General features: G+C 47.6%; 16 protein-coding genes. 5 read left to right on the plus strand and 11 right to left on the minus strand.

All coding sequences use genetic code 11. The features are described from left to right. The first annotated feature begins 1,911 nt into the window (after window positions 1-1,911). Both NC997_RS06830 and NC997_RS06835 read left to right on the plus strand, forming a co-directional pair. On the plus strand, window positions 1,912-2,742 hold the full coding sequence (locus NC997_RS06830; RefSeq protein WP_190525404.1) for a hypothetical protein: 831 nt from the start codon (window positions 1,912-1,914) through the stop codon (window positions 2,740-2,742). Continuing rightward, complete coding sequence (locus tag NC997_RS06835; protein ID WP_190525380.1) at window positions 2,732-3,130, plus strand: type II toxin-antitoxin system RelE/ParE family toxin; 399 nt, start codon at window positions 2,732-2,734, stop codon at window positions 3,128-3,130. Before NC997_RS06830 ends, NC997_RS06835 begins: the two co-directional genes overlap by 11 nt. A 449-nt stretch (window positions 3,131-3,579) precedes the next feature. Here NC997_RS06835 and NC997_RS06840 read toward each other — a convergent pair whose 3' ends face one another. The 8 genes from NC997_RS06840 to NC997_RS06875 are packed head-to-tail and all read right to left on the minus strand — an operon-like array spanning window position 3,580 to window position 11,277. Then, window positions 3,580-3,768, minus strand: a complete 189-nt coding sequence (locus NC997_RS06840; protein ID WP_190525381.1) for a hypothetical protein — start codon at window positions 3,766-3,768, stop codon at window positions 3,580-3,582. Next, entirely contained in the window at window positions 3,765-3,983 is a 219-nt protein-coding gene (locus tag NC997_RS06845) for a type II toxin-antitoxin system HicB family antitoxin (RefSeq protein WP_190525382.1), read from the minus strand. The genes NC997_RS06840 and NC997_RS06845 overlap by 4 nt, the downstream gene beginning before the upstream one ends. Window positions 3,984-4,000: 17 nt before the next feature. Then, a complete protein-coding gene (locus NC997_RS06850; RefSeq protein ID WP_190525383.1) occupies window positions 4,001-4,321 on the minus strand; it encodes a hypothetical protein in 321 nt (106 codons plus the stop codon). After that, window positions 4,322-6,406: a hypothetical protein gene (locus NC997_RS06855; protein WP_190525384.1), complete on the minus strand. Its 2,085-nt coding sequence runs from the start codon at window positions 6,404-6,406 to the stop codon at window positions 4,322-4,324. Continuing rightward, window positions 6,406-7,122, minus strand: a complete 717-nt coding sequence (locus tag NC997_RS06860) for a hypothetical protein (protein WP_190525385.1) — start codon at window positions 7,120-7,122, stop codon at window positions 6,406-6,408. The genes NC997_RS06855 and NC997_RS06860 overlap by 1 nt, the downstream gene beginning before the upstream one ends. After that, complete coding sequence (locus tag NC997_RS06865; RefSeq protein WP_190525386.1) at window positions 7,122-7,574, minus strand: hypothetical protein; 453 nt, start codon at window positions 7,572-7,574, stop codon at window positions 7,122-7,124. Before NC997_RS06865 ends, NC997_RS06860 begins: the two co-directional genes overlap by 1 nt. After that, entirely contained in the window at window positions 7,571-8,791 is a 1,221-nt protein-coding gene (locus tag NC997_RS06870) for a hypothetical protein (RefSeq protein ID WP_190525387.1), read from the minus strand. The genes NC997_RS06865 and NC997_RS06870 overlap by 4 nt, the downstream gene beginning before the upstream one ends. Next, complete coding sequence (locus tag NC997_RS06875; RefSeq protein WP_190525388.1) at window positions 8,791-11,277, minus strand: hypothetical protein; 2,487 nt, start codon at window positions 11,275-11,277, stop codon at window positions 8,791-8,793. The genes NC997_RS06870 and NC997_RS06875 overlap by 1 nt, the downstream gene beginning before the upstream one ends. Window positions 11,278-11,445: 168 nt before the next feature. Here NC997_RS06875 and NC997_RS06880 point away from each other — a divergent pair, with 168 nt between their 5' ends. Beyond that, on the plus strand, window positions 11,446-12,894 hold the full coding sequence (locus NC997_RS06880) for an ATP-binding protein (protein WP_190525389.1): 1,449 nt from the start codon (window positions 11,446-11,448) through the stop codon (window positions 12,892-12,894). An 832-nt stretch (window positions 12,895-13,726) separates the two neighbouring features. Here the strand turns inward: NC997_RS06880 and NC997_RS06885 are convergent. Continuing rightward, complete coding sequence (locus NC997_RS06885) at window positions 13,727-13,909, minus strand: hypothetical protein (protein WP_348257774.1); 183 nt, start codon at window positions 13,907-13,909, stop codon at window positions 13,727-13,729. Between the two features lie 327 nt (window positions 13,910-14,236). On the opposite strand from NC997_RS06885, the gene NC997_RS06890 reads away from it, so the two are divergent. Continuing rightward, window positions 14,237-14,713, plus strand: a complete 477-nt coding sequence (locus tag NC997_RS06890; RefSeq protein WP_190525390.1) for a hypothetical protein — start codon at window positions 14,237-14,239, stop codon at window positions 14,711-14,713. A 147-nt stretch (window positions 14,714-14,860) separates the two neighbouring features. On the opposite strand, the gene NC997_RS06895 is transcribed toward NC997_RS06890, so the two are convergent. Beyond that, a complete protein-coding gene (locus tag NC997_RS06895; RefSeq protein ID WP_190525391.1) occupies window positions 14,861-16,303 on the minus strand; it encodes an RNA-guided endonuclease TnpB family protein in 1,443 nt (480 codons plus the stop codon). Between the two features lie 40 nt (window positions 16,304-16,343). Beyond that, window positions 16,344-16,625, minus strand: coding sequence for a hypothetical protein (locus NC997_RS06900; protein WP_190525392.1), 282 nt, complete (start codon window positions 16,623-16,625; stop codon window positions 16,344-16,346). 175 nt (window positions 16,626-16,800) lie between these two features. On the opposite strand from NC997_RS06900, the gene NC997_RS06905 reads away from it, so the two are divergent. Then, window positions 16,801-17,177, plus strand: a 377-nt coding sequence (locus tag NC997_RS06905) for a hypothetical protein (RefSeq protein ID WP_190525393.1), incomplete at its 3' end; no start/stop codon positions are given.

Below are 17,177 nucleotides of genomic sequence, written 5' to 3' on the forward strand. Positions count from 1 at the left end.
AGTCGGGACGGTCTAGCGGACAAAATCATAGCTTCCGTCGATTGGAATGAATCATCGCACAACAATTTAATAGAAGTCGCACTCCTTCAATCGTCAGACGCTAGAGATTATGACTGGCTGACGGGTTGCTCTTGGGGAGACATCAACTGCCAGAACGCCCTCAAACGCGCCTCCATTGCCACTTTAGAAAAAGCGTTGGAGTATGCCGAAGCGCATCCCGCTGGCAATAAGCTGAGAATTCGCGGGTTAAGGCAGCAATTGAGACGGGTGAAAGTGGCTCAAACAAAGCCTTCCCCTAAGCCAGCTAATGACCCATTACCAATGACTCAGAACGAAGATGAGCTTTCCCTGACCTGGAAAGAAGGCGATCGCTGCTGGCATCTGGGGATTACTGAGGCGCGGATTGTGAAAGTTGAAGGGGAACGGGTTGAAATTACCTTCAACCCAGAAAACCCCACATCAACATCAAGCATCTCCCCAGAATTCCTCACCCACTTTCAGGGTCAATGGTTTCCCAAGGGCGCTCGGATTATTACCAAAAATACAAGGTTGACCGGCACCGTCGCCCACTACCACTTCCCTTCTGGCGGATGGTGGGTGAAGTTTGACGACGGGAAGGAAGCGGCTTTGGCAAGCGACAGCATTGAGGCTGATAGCGACCAAGCGCCTGAGCTGCCTGCAATCGATACCACTCAAACTGGTGAAAAATGGCTTGACCCTCGCGGCATTATCATCGATGCTGGGACGCAATCCCGCACCAAGACGGATATCGAAACGCGCGATCGGTATGCGGAGCTGATGGCAGAAGGTTTGTGGGAGTGGGAGCGCAAACCTCTCCCTGTGGTCTTTTGCGACGGCAAGGGCGATATTTGGGCGGGAGATTGTCATCACCGGACCAGTGCAGCCGTTTTGGCAGATGTCGAGTGGGTGCTTTACGACGTGCGACCGGGCACCAAAATTGACGCAATCCTCTACAGCTGCTCTGCCAATGCCGCTCACGGGCTTCCTCTGACACCCAAAGACCAGCGACGGCGCGTGGAATTACTTCTCGATACAATCGAAACCCTGTCTCCAGAACAATCGCTTGCCAAAATCAAGGAAATCCCCGATCTTAGCGCCAAAGAGCTGGAGAGGGCTGAAGGGCGCTTTGACTCGTCCATTGGCTTGCCCGACGCCGAAAGAAGCCTTGCCGTTTGGAGCAGCTACATCATCGCCAAACACCTGGGGCTGACTCAAAGCCAAGCCCGCACCGTGCAGAATATCCTTGCCGAGCGCGAGATGAGCGCGAAAATTTCGCGTTCGGGTTTAGATGTGGGCGATCGGGTGGAGGTGACGCAAATTGCTGGGGCGTTTGCTCCAGGTACTACGGGACTAATCGATCGGGTAGATCCCAAAAAAGGAATACTGCTGGCGTCCGATCAAGGAACGGCTGTGTGGGTTTCCCCCGATGCCTTGCAACCAACCACGAAAATTTCGCACTCAGAGCCAGAAGATGAAGATGTCACCCCAGAGGAGACGCCCTCCGAAGTTAAGAGCGCTAGTGCCGAACTTAAGGGGCAGCAAAAAAATCTGATCGGGCGTGGGTGGAACGGCTCCCAAGTGCTGCCCGACAGCGATCGCCCCACTGCCCCAGCGGAAGTAGACGATCGTCCCGGTGCCTATTCTAGAACCACAATCGCTGTGGAAATCGCTCAAGGGATTAAGCACCTGACTCCTGATGAATTGAAGTGGGTATTTGAGTCTACAGAACTTTCCCCCGAACATTACACCAAATTGCGGGAAGCGCTCAGCCACCGCCTGAGTTAGCCTGCGTCTTCAGGCGGAGTGATCGCTTCTAATACTTTGGGAGTTCTCGCGGCGTCTTAGCTGTGTAGAACTTCCATCCCATCAGGGATGTAGCAAAAATGAGTTGTGAAAGAACATGGAAAATATGTTGAAATATATACTGAAGATGGGAGTAACAGGGGTTTTTCTGGCATAGTTGCTACGTATATAGCTAAAAAGTTAACTTCTTCTACCCCAAGTTTTGTTGTTATGAGTATGAATCAAGTCTTCTTGCATGAGTCCCAGGAGCCTGTTGAAAAGTTTGTACTTGTTGTAAATCATTTAAGGATTTTTTATGAAGATTGTCTTAATTTAAGGGAATCTGAGACTTCGTATGCTAATAGGCGTGAGTATTTGAATGAGATTGCTGCTAGCCAAGGTGTAAGTGCTAGTTTTGTGATTTCAAAAATTGAAATACTTTCTCATAAGTTAGATCATGTTTCTAGCTTGTTTGAAACTTTCAAGTCAATGCATCTTAGTGAACGCAAGTTTAATAAGCTAACTTTTGAGCAACAAGTTGCAAGTTTCGAGGCTAATTTTTTGATTAAATCTCAGATATACAATTCTCTTGCTGAGATTCTGGCTGAGTTTTGGTCTTATTTACCACATTCTTTTAAAAGGAAGATCGAGGTAACAGCTTACAAGTTTTCTGACAAAAAAGTTTTCCGAGAAAAAGCTGCTTCAGACTTAATTTCGGCTTGGTCTAATTTCTCTACACTTGAATTTGAGAGTCTCATTAATGCAATAAAACTTAATGAGGCTTCGATCGATAATTTTACTTCTTTGGTTCTTGAACTAACAGGCGGAGAAGTCCCATTACGATCGGCTGAAGAAAGTTTCCGTGAAGGCTGGCATGATATCATTGCTGGACGTGTTAGTCCTATAGATACTTTATGGGATGGAATTGATGCAAAGTGACAGTGATGATTTACCTATTAATGTGGATCTTTATTATGCCCATGCGTTTAAGAAGGATCTGAATTCCCTTTCAAAAAGGTACCTCAACATCAGAACGGATATTGAGGGTACTCTTAAGGATTTAGAAAAAGGGATTTTTGCAGGAGACCCCATACCTGGGGCTTGCTCAGAAGACTACACAGTTTACAAGCTTCGTCTTAAAAATAGTGATATTAAGAAAGGTAAAAGCGCAGGATACAGATTTATTTACTTTGCAACTAAAGTTCTTGAAGATAATTCAGTTAAGGTAATGTTAATTTCTATATATTCAAAATCTTTACAAAGTGATATTTCTGTTAAGTATATTAGATCAATTTTGAAGGAAGAGTCTATAATTACAGTTTCTTAATTTAGATGATATATAAGCTGTAATTCATAAAAATATTGACCCCCTGATAAGTTGGGAGTTCCCACACTAACAACTTAATCAAGGGGCTTTTTTGTGTCTGATCAAGCACCTAACCCCTGATGAGTTGAAGTGGGTGTTTGAGTCCGTAGAGCTTTCTGTTGAACACTATGCCAAATTGCGAGAAGCGCTTCTTGGTCGTATAAGCTAGTCGGCGTCTTCAGGTGGGGCAATATCACTTTCCTCGCCTGACGCCGCCCCATATTGGGGTTAAGATACTTTTAAAGTATTTTAAAAACTAACTAGCCTTCTTAAGCATTCTAAAATCTTACTTGTCACAATTAGTTTTTAGTGGTTATGAGTAAGCCCTAAAAATATTTAACATACTCTATCTGAATGTTCAGGTGGTATGACTTAAAAATCCTTCAGTGAGATCACTAAAGCTTTCTAGATTATTTGTTAATTAAGAAGTGGTGTGGGTAGGTTTTACAGAACGGAATCACCCTCCCTTGCAAGCGGACGGGCGAAAACCACTCGGCAAACAAGTTCGGTGGCAGGCGGGAAGATTGTCTCTTAATCGCATCCCCAATCTCCTGAGAGATTTCTCTAGGAATGCGATCGCTCCAGTAATGGTGGGTCATGATTCTTCACAAATTGGCAGTTTGTACCCTCGCGCAACCCCGATGTTCACCCACTCTTCTAGCACTTCCAGCAACTCTCTCGCACAAGCTTCCAGAGTTCTTCCGGTTGCCCAGACCCCCGGAACTTGGGGAATTTCCCCATAAAAACCAACCTCCCCGCCCAAGGATTCGTATTGGGCGGACTTCATACAGCAGAGTAGGTATTGGTCGATCATGGGTAAGAGTCCATCAGTTAACCGGGCATCCAGTCGGCAATGGCTCTGGAACTTCCCAAAGGCCGAGAGGCGCTCACCCTGGATGGCATCGCCCCATTGCTATTCCCTTGGGCGCGGACAATCCCTCCAGCAGGCTCTCGGATTAGCACCTCACCCGATTTGCAGTCATAACCCACAGAACTCCCGCCAAACTCCCGACTATTGTCAACGCTTGTTTGAGAAGCGATCGCTCGCGCGTGCCCAATCGAGCGGCTTGCCTGCACGCGGTTTTGAGCTAAACAGAGCGAAAGGTTGGGGCACTCGTTAGAGTCACCGCAGCCGTTGAAGGGGCAGCCCATTTATTCTTCCTCCGTCCAAATCGAGCGGACATTGTTAATAAATGCTTTGTCAATTTCGTATTTACTCATCAATATTTTTTTGCCGATTTGAACGGGTGCTTTATCGCCGCCGACATAGAGGCGAATATAAGTCCCATCCTGCCCCGCAAATAAAACCTTAAAAGGATAGTCCGTATTTGCTGGGTTACAACTAATATCTAAAATTTCAAAAGTCTGCGGCGCTTCATCTGGAGTGGACTGAACGACGAGCGGCTTAATTTTTCCGGTGATGGGTAATTCTTGTCGGACGACGTTAATGACTTGCTCGGTTTCTTCTAGGCTGAAAACTTCAGCAAAGCTATCAATTTCTGCTGCGTTTAAATTGGTAATATTTTGAGCAATATAAATGTTGTTGTCCTTAAGGAAATTTACGCGCTTGGGGTCAATCGTCGCCTCGCCCGCTGTGGGTACAACTCTAAGCCCTGCGCCCCCTTGAATTTGAAGAAAACTATTATTGCTGCTGCACGCCGCCCCGTAAGGAGTCCCGACTGCTTGGGCGAAATAATCAACCGTTGCAGTGCGCTCAACTGCCATCGTAAGAGTTAGGTATTGAAGGGAAGATTGACCCTCCTGTACGATTGAACCTAGCGCCAATCCCGTGAGCTTTCCATAGCCCGTTTTAAACTGAGATCCAAAGGGAACTGCTACGATAAAATCTTGTCCGACAAAAGAGCTGATATCCTCTCCGTTCAACAACGGCATTTTTGCGGGGATGCTGAGCGTTGTCGAGTTCTGATTGGGTGGAATCGCAACGTCGAGCGCCGAACGAATTTCTACTACCATTGCCGAGCCGGAATTTATTTTTTTATCTGCCGCGCTACCAGAAGATAAAAAGAAGCCGTGTTGGGAGGCATTGACGATACTTTCTTGCAGGTTTTGTCGATAAATAATCGTAAGTTTTAAATCTTCTCGCACCACTAAGCAGGTCGAAATGTCAGTATTTTGCTCGTTAGTGATGGTGGTGTTCGGAGCGACGTAGGCGCTTGTGTAAACAGATTCCGAAGAGTACAAGCGTCGGCGACCGGGTAAAAGTAAAGTTTGCCCCGTAACGAGCCGAGCTTCCTCAATCGTTTGAGTGTTGCTTCCGCTTCCTCCCACAAAAGAGAGCGCATCCAAACTTGTTTGTTCGCTCGTTCGCCCGGTCAGGGTTGCGAGCTTCCCTCGAAAAACCGAAAAGCTTTTGGCGCTTCCCAGTCCGGAAAAGCGATTTGTATCGGTGCTGGTGTTAAAGGTGAGGACGGCTGCCTGCGTATGGGTAGCAGTCCCCGACAGGAGCGGGTGCGTTTGCTTGTACGCCCCGGTGTAAATCCACTCTCCAATTGTCCAGAGGGAATCGGTGTTCCCCGACCAGTCTGGCGGTGAGGTTTGAAAGTTTTCGGTGTAGGTCGGCGGCGTTGTGGTAAAGTCTCGAACTCCACTTACGGTGAAAGTGTATTCAGTGGGACCGTACCCCCCGCCAAAAAGAAGATATCCTCGGCTCCCGCTTCCGGTATACGTTGTAATCGTTGCGGCGAAGCTTGCTGATTCCATCGCCCCCGTCCAAAAACCGCACCCCCTAGCTTGAAGCGCGTTAACTCGCGCATCTTGCAGCTCCCAGTTCGCAGATTTCGACGAATAAAGTCCGTGCAAGACGACAAATGGGCGGGAGTAAACGCTGTCCTCTGGAGTCATCAGCGCCTTGAGGGCTTTGTCAAACACTCGTAGACTCACAATAAATTGAGTCTTGATGGTTGGCGTTTTGGAAACTCTTTTCTTTTTTCGGCGGGGAGAAGGCATCTGGTCGATGGACGGGATTCCCCCCGCGCGATTCAGCGCCACATTGGCACCAGGTGAGATCGCGCCGTTTGTAATTACCTGTGGACCAATTAGCGGTTCTTCACCTAATCCCTGGATAATTGCCTGCCCCCTTGCTGCATTAAACCCCTTGTACTCGGTGCGCCGGTTGGCACGATCCGCAGCACGAGCTTGGGCAACAGACCGGGCAACGCCAGTGGCACGTCCCGCTGCAACTCGATTGTTTACAAGTTTTAGAGGGTCTTGCTCCATTACCAAGTGGTACCGACTGCGGCGGCACTGTTGAAGTGGCTGAAATTCCAGTTAAATTGGCGCGTGGCTCCTGATGGAATCAAACTGCTGGTAGTGTCTCTGTAACCAGCAACAATTTCCCCGTTGGCATAGCGCACGCGCATGGGAGCAATCCCCGCGTTGGTTAGAGTTATCGGGCTGCCCCCCAAAGTCAAACTCGCCTTGAAGGTATTGGTGGTTGCTTCGACCACGTAAACAATCGCTGGGGTCGTGGGCAATCCCCCGGCGAGAGTTCCATTGGGATCTGCCGTAATAATTAGCTGGTCGCCATTGACTCGCCCGTGGGCGCTCAGGGTAAACGTGCTAGTTGCGGCGTTGATGCTGGTGATAAGCCGATTGGCAACTGCATCTGCGTTTGCAAGGATGGCGACTCCGTTCCACTGAATCGCGCCTCCCGTTGCTGTCTGGCTCCAGGTGGCTTCGGCAATCTCAACGCGCTTATCAATTGCGTCAAAAGTAATATCCGCCGCAACGGGACTCCAGGTGTAGCGCGAGTAACCGTATTCTTGATTAATTTCACTCAGCAACACATCCAACTTACTGGCGCTGGAACCCCAGGAGGCTCCATTACAGAGAATCGCCCGTGTTTTTGTCGGGTCTGGGGCGGGAAGCAATCCCCAGCTTATTTTTTCTTTGTACAGGAGCCACGAATCAAAAAAACCTTGAGATTGCGCCATTATGAAACCACCTCAATAAACCCATCGGATTTCACAACAATTGGGACATTGAATTGGTCGGCAAGATTTTGCAGAACGGTTGCTTCTTCCGGAGCGATCTGAGCATTTGGAAAAACTCGCAAATTCCAGAATTTCACGGCTAATTTCAAGCTTTCCAAATCTTTGACTTCTCCCCACGCTCGCACAATTGAACTATGCCAAGTAATTGAGATGGCGGCGATCGCATCGAGGATGCGATCGTATTCTGGAACGAGGGCGATCGCGCCTCGAAAACCTGGGTAATCGGGAGGTGCCTCCGGTGTTAGGGAATCAGTAATAAATCCACCCGATGCAATCCAAGGCAACACTTCTTCGCGATAAATAGTGCTATCAACTGGAATAAATTGGTCGTTTTCTCCCACTTTCCGCCGAACCGATGTTCGTTCGGAATCAGTCCATTGAAATTGAGTCATAATCTTGCGTCTAAAATGAGTGTTTCTGGTGCTAGGGCGTAACAATCTCCTGCCGCAGCCGCCGAAATTAAAAAGCGCCCGCCCGCACTCGTCACACTACCCGTTGCGGGATATCCAGCCGCTTGATTTACTCTTGCTCCCCCATTCACTAAGGTGGCTGCTGGCGTATTTCGCATAATCCGCTGAATCGGAATTGGGACTTCCCCAATATGGTTTGCGGCGGCAGCAACAAACCGCGCAGAGGGTCGCAGCGATTGATAGTATCTGGCAATCCGCCAAGCATCGTAGTCGTATAGGCGTTCAACGGGAGTATCAATTTCACCGGCTTCAAATTTCACATCGGCTAAATCAAAAGTGAAGGTGGAGCTTAAGGGAAAAACCCAGCGCAATCTAAGTAATGAAGAATTGGCGTCGGTTCCAAAAGTTTTACCGGCGACCGAAGGCATCAATAAGGTGTAGGTAAATTTCTGCCAATTGCTAGTATTTTCAAAGGTTTGCAAGCCCGTATCTACGCTGGCGCTCGGAGACCCTCCGGTTCCAAACACTTGTCTGATTCCAAAGCTTACTTGCAGATTGTTGGCAGCTTTCGCCCAAAACGAAACGGTTGCGTATTCCCCAGCAAGGGTTTCAGCATTTTCGATTGCTGACTGGAGTTCGGGATTAGTGATTGTGCCGCCTGTTGTTTGGCTCCATCTCCAGAAGAATTTAGGGTTGCCAGGAACATTTGCCTGTCCCGCAGTGAAGGATTGGCGGGAAGTCGTCGCGGCTCCACCCGTTCCGAATGTGGCATTGTTCCACATCTCAATGGTTCGACCGACTGCACTGAAGCTCGTTCCCGCCAGAGCGGAATAAAACCCTCCGTTTACCTGGTAGTTGTGCCCGATTAAAGAAATTCCTAAATTGTTTCTTGCCTCCGCAGCGTTGTTTGCGCCCGTGCCCCCGCTAGAAATCTCTAGGGCGGCAATTCCCGAAATAAAGCCTCCGGTAATTGCCACGCTACTCGCGTCCTGAAACCCCATCGTGCCGCCCGTCTGCTGCCAAAGCCCGGAACCTTCATTGGGAGAATAACTTCCCGGTGTAGGGATGTTCGTAAAAGCATCAAAAGTAAACCAAGCTCGATGCTCTTTTATCAAAAAAGCCATCTTATCCGTGCGCTCGGCAGGCGGAATCGCAAGTAGCTCGGCAATCGTATCTAAAGCGTATCCAGCGCTCGGCATTATTGGGTAATCTCCTCCCAGTTTTCTTTGGTTATTTCCCGCCAGCTAGTCGCATCCATTTGAGTCCAAGTCGAGCCGGAAGAGATTAAGCTAGTGGTCAAACTAAAACTTGAAATCGCACTAATCCCAAATGACGCGCCGGTTCCGATCGCGTCATAGTCGTAGGTCCTCAAGCTAAAACTCGACCGAGAACTAAATTCAATCCGGCTGGCTTCCTGATAGGGAAGCGCTACCACAATTCCGGCATCAGATTCTTCGGGCGTTGTCCAAAGTTCTTCAGATGTCGTGGTTGTCGCGATCTCGCCTGTTTCGTTGTTTGTTTCCACAGTTACTGTGGTCGCAGTGGTAGAAGCGGGAACGCCAGGACTTGCGGGTGTCACGGTTATAGTCACCGTGGTCGTAATCGTGCCAGCGGGAGTGGTAATAGTGGTTGTGACCGGCGCAGGCGGAGGAATGACAATGGGGACGAGAGGCACAACGCCAGACGCGACCAGCCCGCACCAAATCCCGTCGTACTGGCACACGAAGCGCTTTTGGGCTAAGGCGACCGAGAAGCCGTCCATCATGAATAGATGCGTGTTACCAGCGGCGTTCGTCCACTGAGCGCCAGCCAATGGAGAGAATCCAAATATCGGATCTGCAAGTTCCTGGACAATCGATTGCCCTTTGTAGCGCCCCCACAGAATATGCCCTTCAATCCGCCCCAAGGCTTCTGCTTGCTGCTTCGAGGTGAGTAAGCCCCCGTCAATCGTAAATTCGCGCTCCCTCGGTCGAAATTGCGACCCAAAGGCGGGCGGGAGTTTGACTTCTACCCGTACCGGCTTCTCAACGATTGTGAACTCTGGGGGAAATCGCTCTGGTGCGGGCGGTTGGGCTTGCCCGGAATTGGAGCGCTCAATTTCGGTGTTGAGCGGGACCATTGAGAGTTTGGCGTTCAGCACCAGTACTTCATTCCCCTCGCTTTGCTCAACCAGATTCTCTTCTAAGCGCTCGGCGACTTCTGGATAGGCTTTCGCCAGTACCTGATAGGTGCGGGTTTTCTTCTCCCAGTCACCGGGTCTAAATTCAGTCCAGGTCTCGGTCTTAATTTCGCTTTTGGTTAGGAATTTCGCATCGGTGGGGATGGGTGCCGAAATGGTATTTCCGCCGTAGGAATCTTCCATCGAAAAATCCCCCGGCAGGATTGTGGCTTGGCACTCGGAAGTTTCGGTGGTGACAACCATCGCCCGTCGAGCGTTGTTGAGGGCGGTAATGGAGCCGGGGAGTACGTCTTCTAAATTGCTGACGGGAGACGGATATTCGTAGGTGATGACAATTCGACTCGCCAGAATCAGTCGGTCGCGATCGCTTACCGCAATTTCTTCCGGCTGGTTGGCGAGCCACTCGCGCAAACAAATTTCAGCACACTGGCGAGTTTCAATAAGTGTTTTAATCAGCCTCCCTTCGTCGGGGTCTGTACACTTAATGGTTCCCGCTCCCGCGTTGGGCACCGCTTCATAAAAATGCTTTTCTAGTTTGATTTCAGCAAACATCATGCTGGAATCTTTGGCGTAGCGCTCTGGGTTCAGGAGCGCTCTAGCTTGAGACTTTTCGGTTTCTTTGGAAATTGTCCGAGCTTGAGAATTTAATTTTTCCGTGTAAATCGTGCGCTCTACCAGAATTAAGCTTGTCTGCGTGGAGCTGGGGTCAATCAGGCTTACCGGACCATATTCCTCAGAAACCGTTTTAATCCCATCTTTGGGTTTTTCGGCTTTGAGAAGGGTTCCCGTCACCACAATCTTCTCGCACGGTGCTTCCGCTCCACTGAGGCGCTCGTACTTCACCGCGTTGGAGTAAACAGAGCCTTGAATTAAGGTGGGCGGGAGGCGACTCACGGGTTTAACGCGAATTTGCCCGTAGTTGTCCTGGTAGGCAATCTGCCCGTTCGCCCAGCAGATTTTCCCAAATAGCTGAATGTAACTTTCATTGCTGAGCTTTGAGAGAGGGACACTCAATCCGGCACCTGCGATCGCTCCCGCGAATCCCGGCACCCCTGCTTTTTGCAATAGTTTAGAGGCGATGCTAGTCAGGCTGGTGGTACTGCCCAAACTAAAGCAAATCCCTTCCCCAGCAGGACTTCGGAAGTTGAGGAGCGAGAGGATGCATCCCGCTTCTATCTTTAGTTCGCGCTCGTTCTCATCGTATTGGGATTCCAGGATGTACAGATGACCCAAAACCGGGGCGCGAGTCAGGACGCCCAGGGAATTAGCAACCAACACGATAATCGGATTCCCCCGCGCCCAGCGGGAGTTGATCCGGTCGTCTAGGTTTTCGCTAAATTCAAAGGCTTTGCCCAGAACGAAGGTGGCGCTAATCAAGCTCAATCCCGACTGGTCATAATGCCCAAATCCCCCATCAGCGCTCTTCAGGGCGGTCGTGCAGTCGAGTCCAGCAATATGAACTGAATAGTTGCGGGCGCTGATATTGATGGGGGCGGCGAGACTCATGGCTATTGTTGAAGTTGCCTATAGAGTCACCGCGAAATTTTCGCGCTAGAAAGGGGAGCGATCGCGTCGAAAGCCCCGAACCCCCATCACAAAAGTGTTTTGTTCTGTCAACCGCTTCCGCAATCCCTCTATTTGCGACAATAGAAGCGATCGCCCTACTTCAATAGCATGGATAAAACTAAACTTGTAGCTCTTTTAAAAGAGTTAACTTTGTTGCCTGGTGAAACAGAATGGGTTGAATTTAAGCACAACAACGGAGAGCCAGAGATGATTGGAGAGTACATTTCAGCTCTCTCTAACTCTGCTGTGCTAAATAATCGGCAAATGAGCTATCTCGTTTGGGGAGTTGAGGATAATACGCATAAGATCGTGGGTACAAGTTTCAAACCTCATCAAACGCGAATCAATGGTCAAGAATTACAAAATTGGTTAATGACACAACTCAATCCACGGATTGACTTTACGATTCATGAATTTAAATATGGTGCTAAAAACATTGTAATTTTTGAAATTTCTAGAGCAAATCACATCCCTATCCAATTTAAAAATAATGAATATGTGCGGATTGGTAGTTATAAGCAGTTGTTAAAAAAGTATCCAGAAAAAGAAAGGAAGCTATGGGAGCTTTTCTCGCATCAGCCATTTGAGAAGAGAATTGCCTTGGAGAACGTACCAGAGGATGAGGTGCTATCCTATCTTAACTATTCTGCTTATTTTGACTTGACAAAGCAAAAATTGCCAGAAAACCGATTAGGAATTTTAGAACGATTTACAACGGAGAGGTTCATCGTAAAAAAACCAGGCGGTTGTTATGATATTACGAACTTTGGAGCGCTTTTGTTCGCAAAGGACTTGAAGTTGTTTGAGCGATTGTATCGTAAAGCAATTAGAGTAATTATTTACAAAGGTAAAGGTAGAACGGCAACCCAGAGAGAGGAAACTAACTACAAAGGCTATGCTATCGCCTATGAAGAAATTATCAAATTTATTAATGACTATCTGCCAAAGAATGAGCATATTGGTCAAGCTTTACGCCAAGAAGTACAGATGTATCCAGAAATAGCTATTCGAGAGCTAGTGGCTAATGCCATGATTCACCAGGATCTTAATATGAGTGGTACTAGCCCGATGATTGAAATTTTTTCCGATCGAATGGAGATTACCAGCCCAGGGGAACCTTTAATCGATCCTCTACGGTTTATAGACGCACCGCCTCGATCTCGTAATGAGGATATTGCTTCTTTTCTGCGTCGCATTAATGTTTGTGAGGAACGAGGGAGTGGTATTGATAAGGTGATTTATGCTGTAGAGCTATTTCAATTACCAGCCCCAGAATTTACTGTGGTTGAACAATACACTAAGGTGATTCTCTTCGCACACAAAGAATTTGCTCAGATGACCAAAGAGGATCGGGTTCGAGCCTGCTATCAGCACAGCTGCTTGCGATACGTGTTTAACGAGCAAATGACCAACTCCTCCTTGCAGCAGAGATTCGGAAAACACACCTCAATGGTTTCTCGAATTATTAGACAAACACTAGAGGATGAGTTGATCAAACCCTACAATCCGGAGAACGAGTCAAGGAAGCACGCCAAGTATGTGCCTTTTTGGGCATAAAGCTTATTTGACTGTTATTTGACTAGGCCACCCATTTAACCCCTAGAGTTATACCCTGAAAGCGATGGAATCCTTACAGGGCTTAGGGTACAGATTATGAAGTTTATTAACTCTTATTTGACTGTTATTTGACTAGGCCACCCATTTAACCCCTAGAGTTATACCCTGAAAGCGATGGAATCCTTACAGGGCTTAGGGTACAGATTATGAAGTTTATTTGACTGTTATTTGACTAGGCCACCCATTTAACCCCTAGAGTTATACCCTGAAAGCGATGGAATCCTTACAGGGCTTAGGGTACAGATTATGAAGTTTATTAACTCTTATTTGACTGTTATTTGACTAGGCTACCCATTTAACCCCTAGAGTTATACCCTGAAAGCGATGGAATCCTTACAGGGCTTAGGGTACAGATTATGAAGTTTATTTGACTGTTATTTGACTGTTATTTGACTAGGCTACCCATTTAACCCCTAGAGTTATACCCTGAAAGCGATGGAATCCTTACAGGGCTTAGGGTACAGATTATGAAGTTTATTTGACTGTTATTTGACTGGTTGAATCAAGAGCGAACACACGCTTCCCTTTCCGCGAAATTTTCGCGCTAGAAGGGGGAGCGATCTAGGGGCAAACGGGCAGGTTAGTCAAATAACAATCGCTTCGCTATGACCAGCTTGATACACAGATTTCACTTATCCACCTGACGAAGCTTGTAGTCTTGCCTGCATAAGAGAAAACTCCGATTCTAGGAATCGGAGTTTTCTGTTTCTTTAAATCGTGCCAAGTAGCGCTGAAAATCTAGCTACCACTCTAACTATTTATCTAAACACGCCTACAAATCAGATAAAAGATAAATTCTCTTTTTACCCAAATTGAGATGAGATCCACATACAGATAGAGCATCCTTTTGCCAAGGAGTTTTTATTTTCTGCCCACGAGATTTTGACATCGCCGAGCCTGCTGTGGATAAAGATTTCAAAATATGTACTTCCCTTAATTTTTTGTGTTTTTTCATTGTATTTTAAGTTTATTATTAGTTAATTTAATTTGTGAAACGCTTGCATAAAAACCTTTTCAGCGCCACTTTTATATTATAGCAACATCTACAAAAAAATGACAATTCAACAAAATCAATGCGATAGATTAAAAATAAAACTTGCTAAATTTTCATTTATTTGCAATTCAAATCTACTTTATTGGCAAAACATTTCAATATCAAACTATTAAGCAAATCTTAGGATATGGCTAGAACTCCCGCGAATTTTCCGTGGCTGTAGGAGCTGATTCTAGACCCGTCCCTACTTTCCTGGTGACTCTATAGGCAGATCCACTCCTACTGCCCATGAGTCTTACCCTGTCCCTAAGCGGGCTTTCGCTCAAATTAACCAAATTCACCGATAACAAGCTGCCGAGAGCGGTCATCGACCCTTACGCCGGACTTGAGTACAGCATTTTTGGTACGCCTATTGGCGATGGTTCGCTATTTGAGCCGAAATTCGTTTGGGCAACCACCGCTTTTATAGACAAAGATCAAGAGCGCCTGATTGGGGCAATTTATGCCGAATTCGATCGGCTGCGACGCACTCAGCCTTACCAGAGCGCCAATATTCTTCTCATTGATGCTAACCAGGAGTACCAAGAGAAGCTGCCCAGAACTCGCGCTCTGGCTCCGGACACGACAGAGCAACTTGTGGGCGCGACTCACGTTTCCTATTTCGCCCAATTTTATGTGTGGATGGTGAAACCGCCTGAATTTGTAGAAAATGGGATTTGGAGGACAGTGACTCTAACACTACAAGAAACAAATCGAGTCTTGTGATGGCCTTCTTGAGATCGCTTTCATTGAGATCGCCTTCAACCCTCATCCCTAATTTTCCCGCTCGAATATTCCATCTGCGGTGTAGTCATACTGGGACTCCAGAGGCATTTTTTCCTGATACTCCTGATTGGTTCGGAAATTTAGAGCCTAAGCTCCCATCCACTCAAACAGCTTTAGCTGCACCCCTTGGTACGGCTGAAACTGATGAGGGTTCCCAGGCTCACCAGGCAACCCCAGTGATGTGCCCTGTCTTCCAACAGGCTCCTTGAGCGTAACTTTCCGAGTGCCTCCCGGTAGTTGGGATGTTTCAATCCCCAATTCTTCCAAGCCGCGATTCAAAATGACGATTGCCGCATCTACGTCAGCGTCGGCATGATGACCGCAGCTTTCACAAACAAACTTTTCCTTGTCCCGATTAGTCGGACTAACGTATCCGCATTCGCTGCATTCTTGCGATGAATGGCGGGGATTCACTTCACAAAACAGAACGCCCGACTTTTCAGCCAAGATTTTGACCTTCTGCTTTAAATTTCCCCAAGCCGCATCGCTAATCGCTCGATTGAGCGCAGACTTAGCAGCCTGATTGTTCCTGAGATATTTACCCGTTGCCTCGCATTGCTTAGGCTTGCACCGCCGCTTCATTCCCTGAATATTGAGGTCTTCAAATACAATTAAGTCGAAATTTTTAACTAATTTATGGGCACTTTTCCACTGATAATCTTCTCGCTGGTTTGAGATTTTTTGTTCCAGTTTCGCCAATCGTTGATAAGCTTTGACCTGTTTGTTAGAGCCTTTGGCTTTGCGGCTAGCGCGACGCTGGCGAATGCGTCGTCGTCGCTCCTGCTGCCGATAAAATTCAGGATTTGGAACCGTCTCACCTGTACTGAGAGACATCAACTTCTTAATCCCCAGATCCACGCCAACCGCTGTTTTGACTTGATTCGGCAAGGGAGTTTCTGGCACGGTGTCGTCCTGCAATCTGACACTGATATACCATCCGTCTGCTTTCTTTCTCACCGTCACCGAGCGTTGAGCGAAGCCATCGGGAAAAGAGCGGGACTGGAAGAATTTCATCCAGCCGATTCCGGGTAGGTATGCCGCATTGCCCTTGAACTTGACAGCTCCGGGCGAATAGGTAAAAGACTTAAAACAATTACGGGGCTTAAAACGGGGATATCCTCTACCTTGCTCAAAGAAGTTTTGGAATGCAGTGTCGAGCTGGCGTAGCATCTGCTGCAAAACAACACATGACATTTCTTTGTACCAAGGGCGTTCTTGCTTGAGCCTTACTAGGTCAGCCGACTGAATTTCCCAAGCAGAACGACGCTTTCCCGCCCCAGTTTTTTTGTCAGTTTTCCAGGGACTTCCATAAAGAGTTGACTTACTGACCGAGCAAGTTAGAGGGCAGCATTCCGCTTGAGATTTGATATCGCAATAATTGCCCAAGATAGGCGATCTCACTTGCTCGTAAGCTTCTATCCTTTCTTTCAATCGAAAGTTATATTGCCCGCGAAGCATATCCAGCCAGCGCTCCATCGTAGCCGCTTGGCGAGGCGAAGGTTTCAATTTATAGACGAAGGAAGCAAACACTTTTCAGCATCCTTTTCTCACAGCGGTTAGAAGCGATCGCTCAGTCTTCTTCGATTTTTAGTAAGTCGTCGAGAGAAATTTTTTTTCCAGACCACTTGGAGCAAAGCCTCGCTAGCTTTGCAAGGTTGGAGAAATGACCTCTGTCTAAATTTCCATCCAGAGCAAGGCGTAGGGTGTTGCGCCCCACTTCGTCAGGCGACCCCTCAATTTCTTTGTGAACGGAATTAACCGATCTAGGCTTTCCATGCTCATCTGTGAGCCAATAACGAGAAATATCGACGTAAACTCGCACGTCCTGCAACTCCAGCATCCAAACACTCAACTTATTGTCCTCCAGGAATTCAACCTATTGAAATTATGAATTCTTGAAAGTTGAATGTCAACACGTTGACAGTTGAAAGTCAACTTGCAATAATGAGTATAGAGAAAGCGCCCCCGACGGTCAATCTGAAGCGCCCTCTCTTCTCACCAATCAACCGAAGTCAAAAGGTAATTCCATGATCTCACAACAAACGCTCCAAGCGATAGCGCCAGCGCTGACTTGTCAGTTCGCACCCGCCACCAGATCGCCCCTCTCTATCGACGAGAAAATCACCATTGCCAAAGTCCTGTCTTGGGACACCTATCAGGAAGTCCATCCCGAAGAAATCATCACCATCTGGATGAAAGAAGACATCCTGTGGACGCTCCTGAGTGGCAACCGCGCTATCCCCATCCATAAGGAAACTTTCAAGAATATTCGGGACGCCCAACGCCAATCTGAGCCGCAAGAAGAGCTGAACGAATACATCGCTCTTCAAGCGCAAGAAGTCGCGCCAGAGATTGAAATCGACCGCAACGAAGCGGGGATTTATCGCGTTTGGCTGGGGTTAAA

The organism is Trichocoleus sp. DQ-A2, assembly GCF_039961915.1.
Lineage (GTDB): Bacteria > Cyanobacteriota > Cyanobacteriia > Cyanobacteriales > FACHB-T130 > FACHB-T130.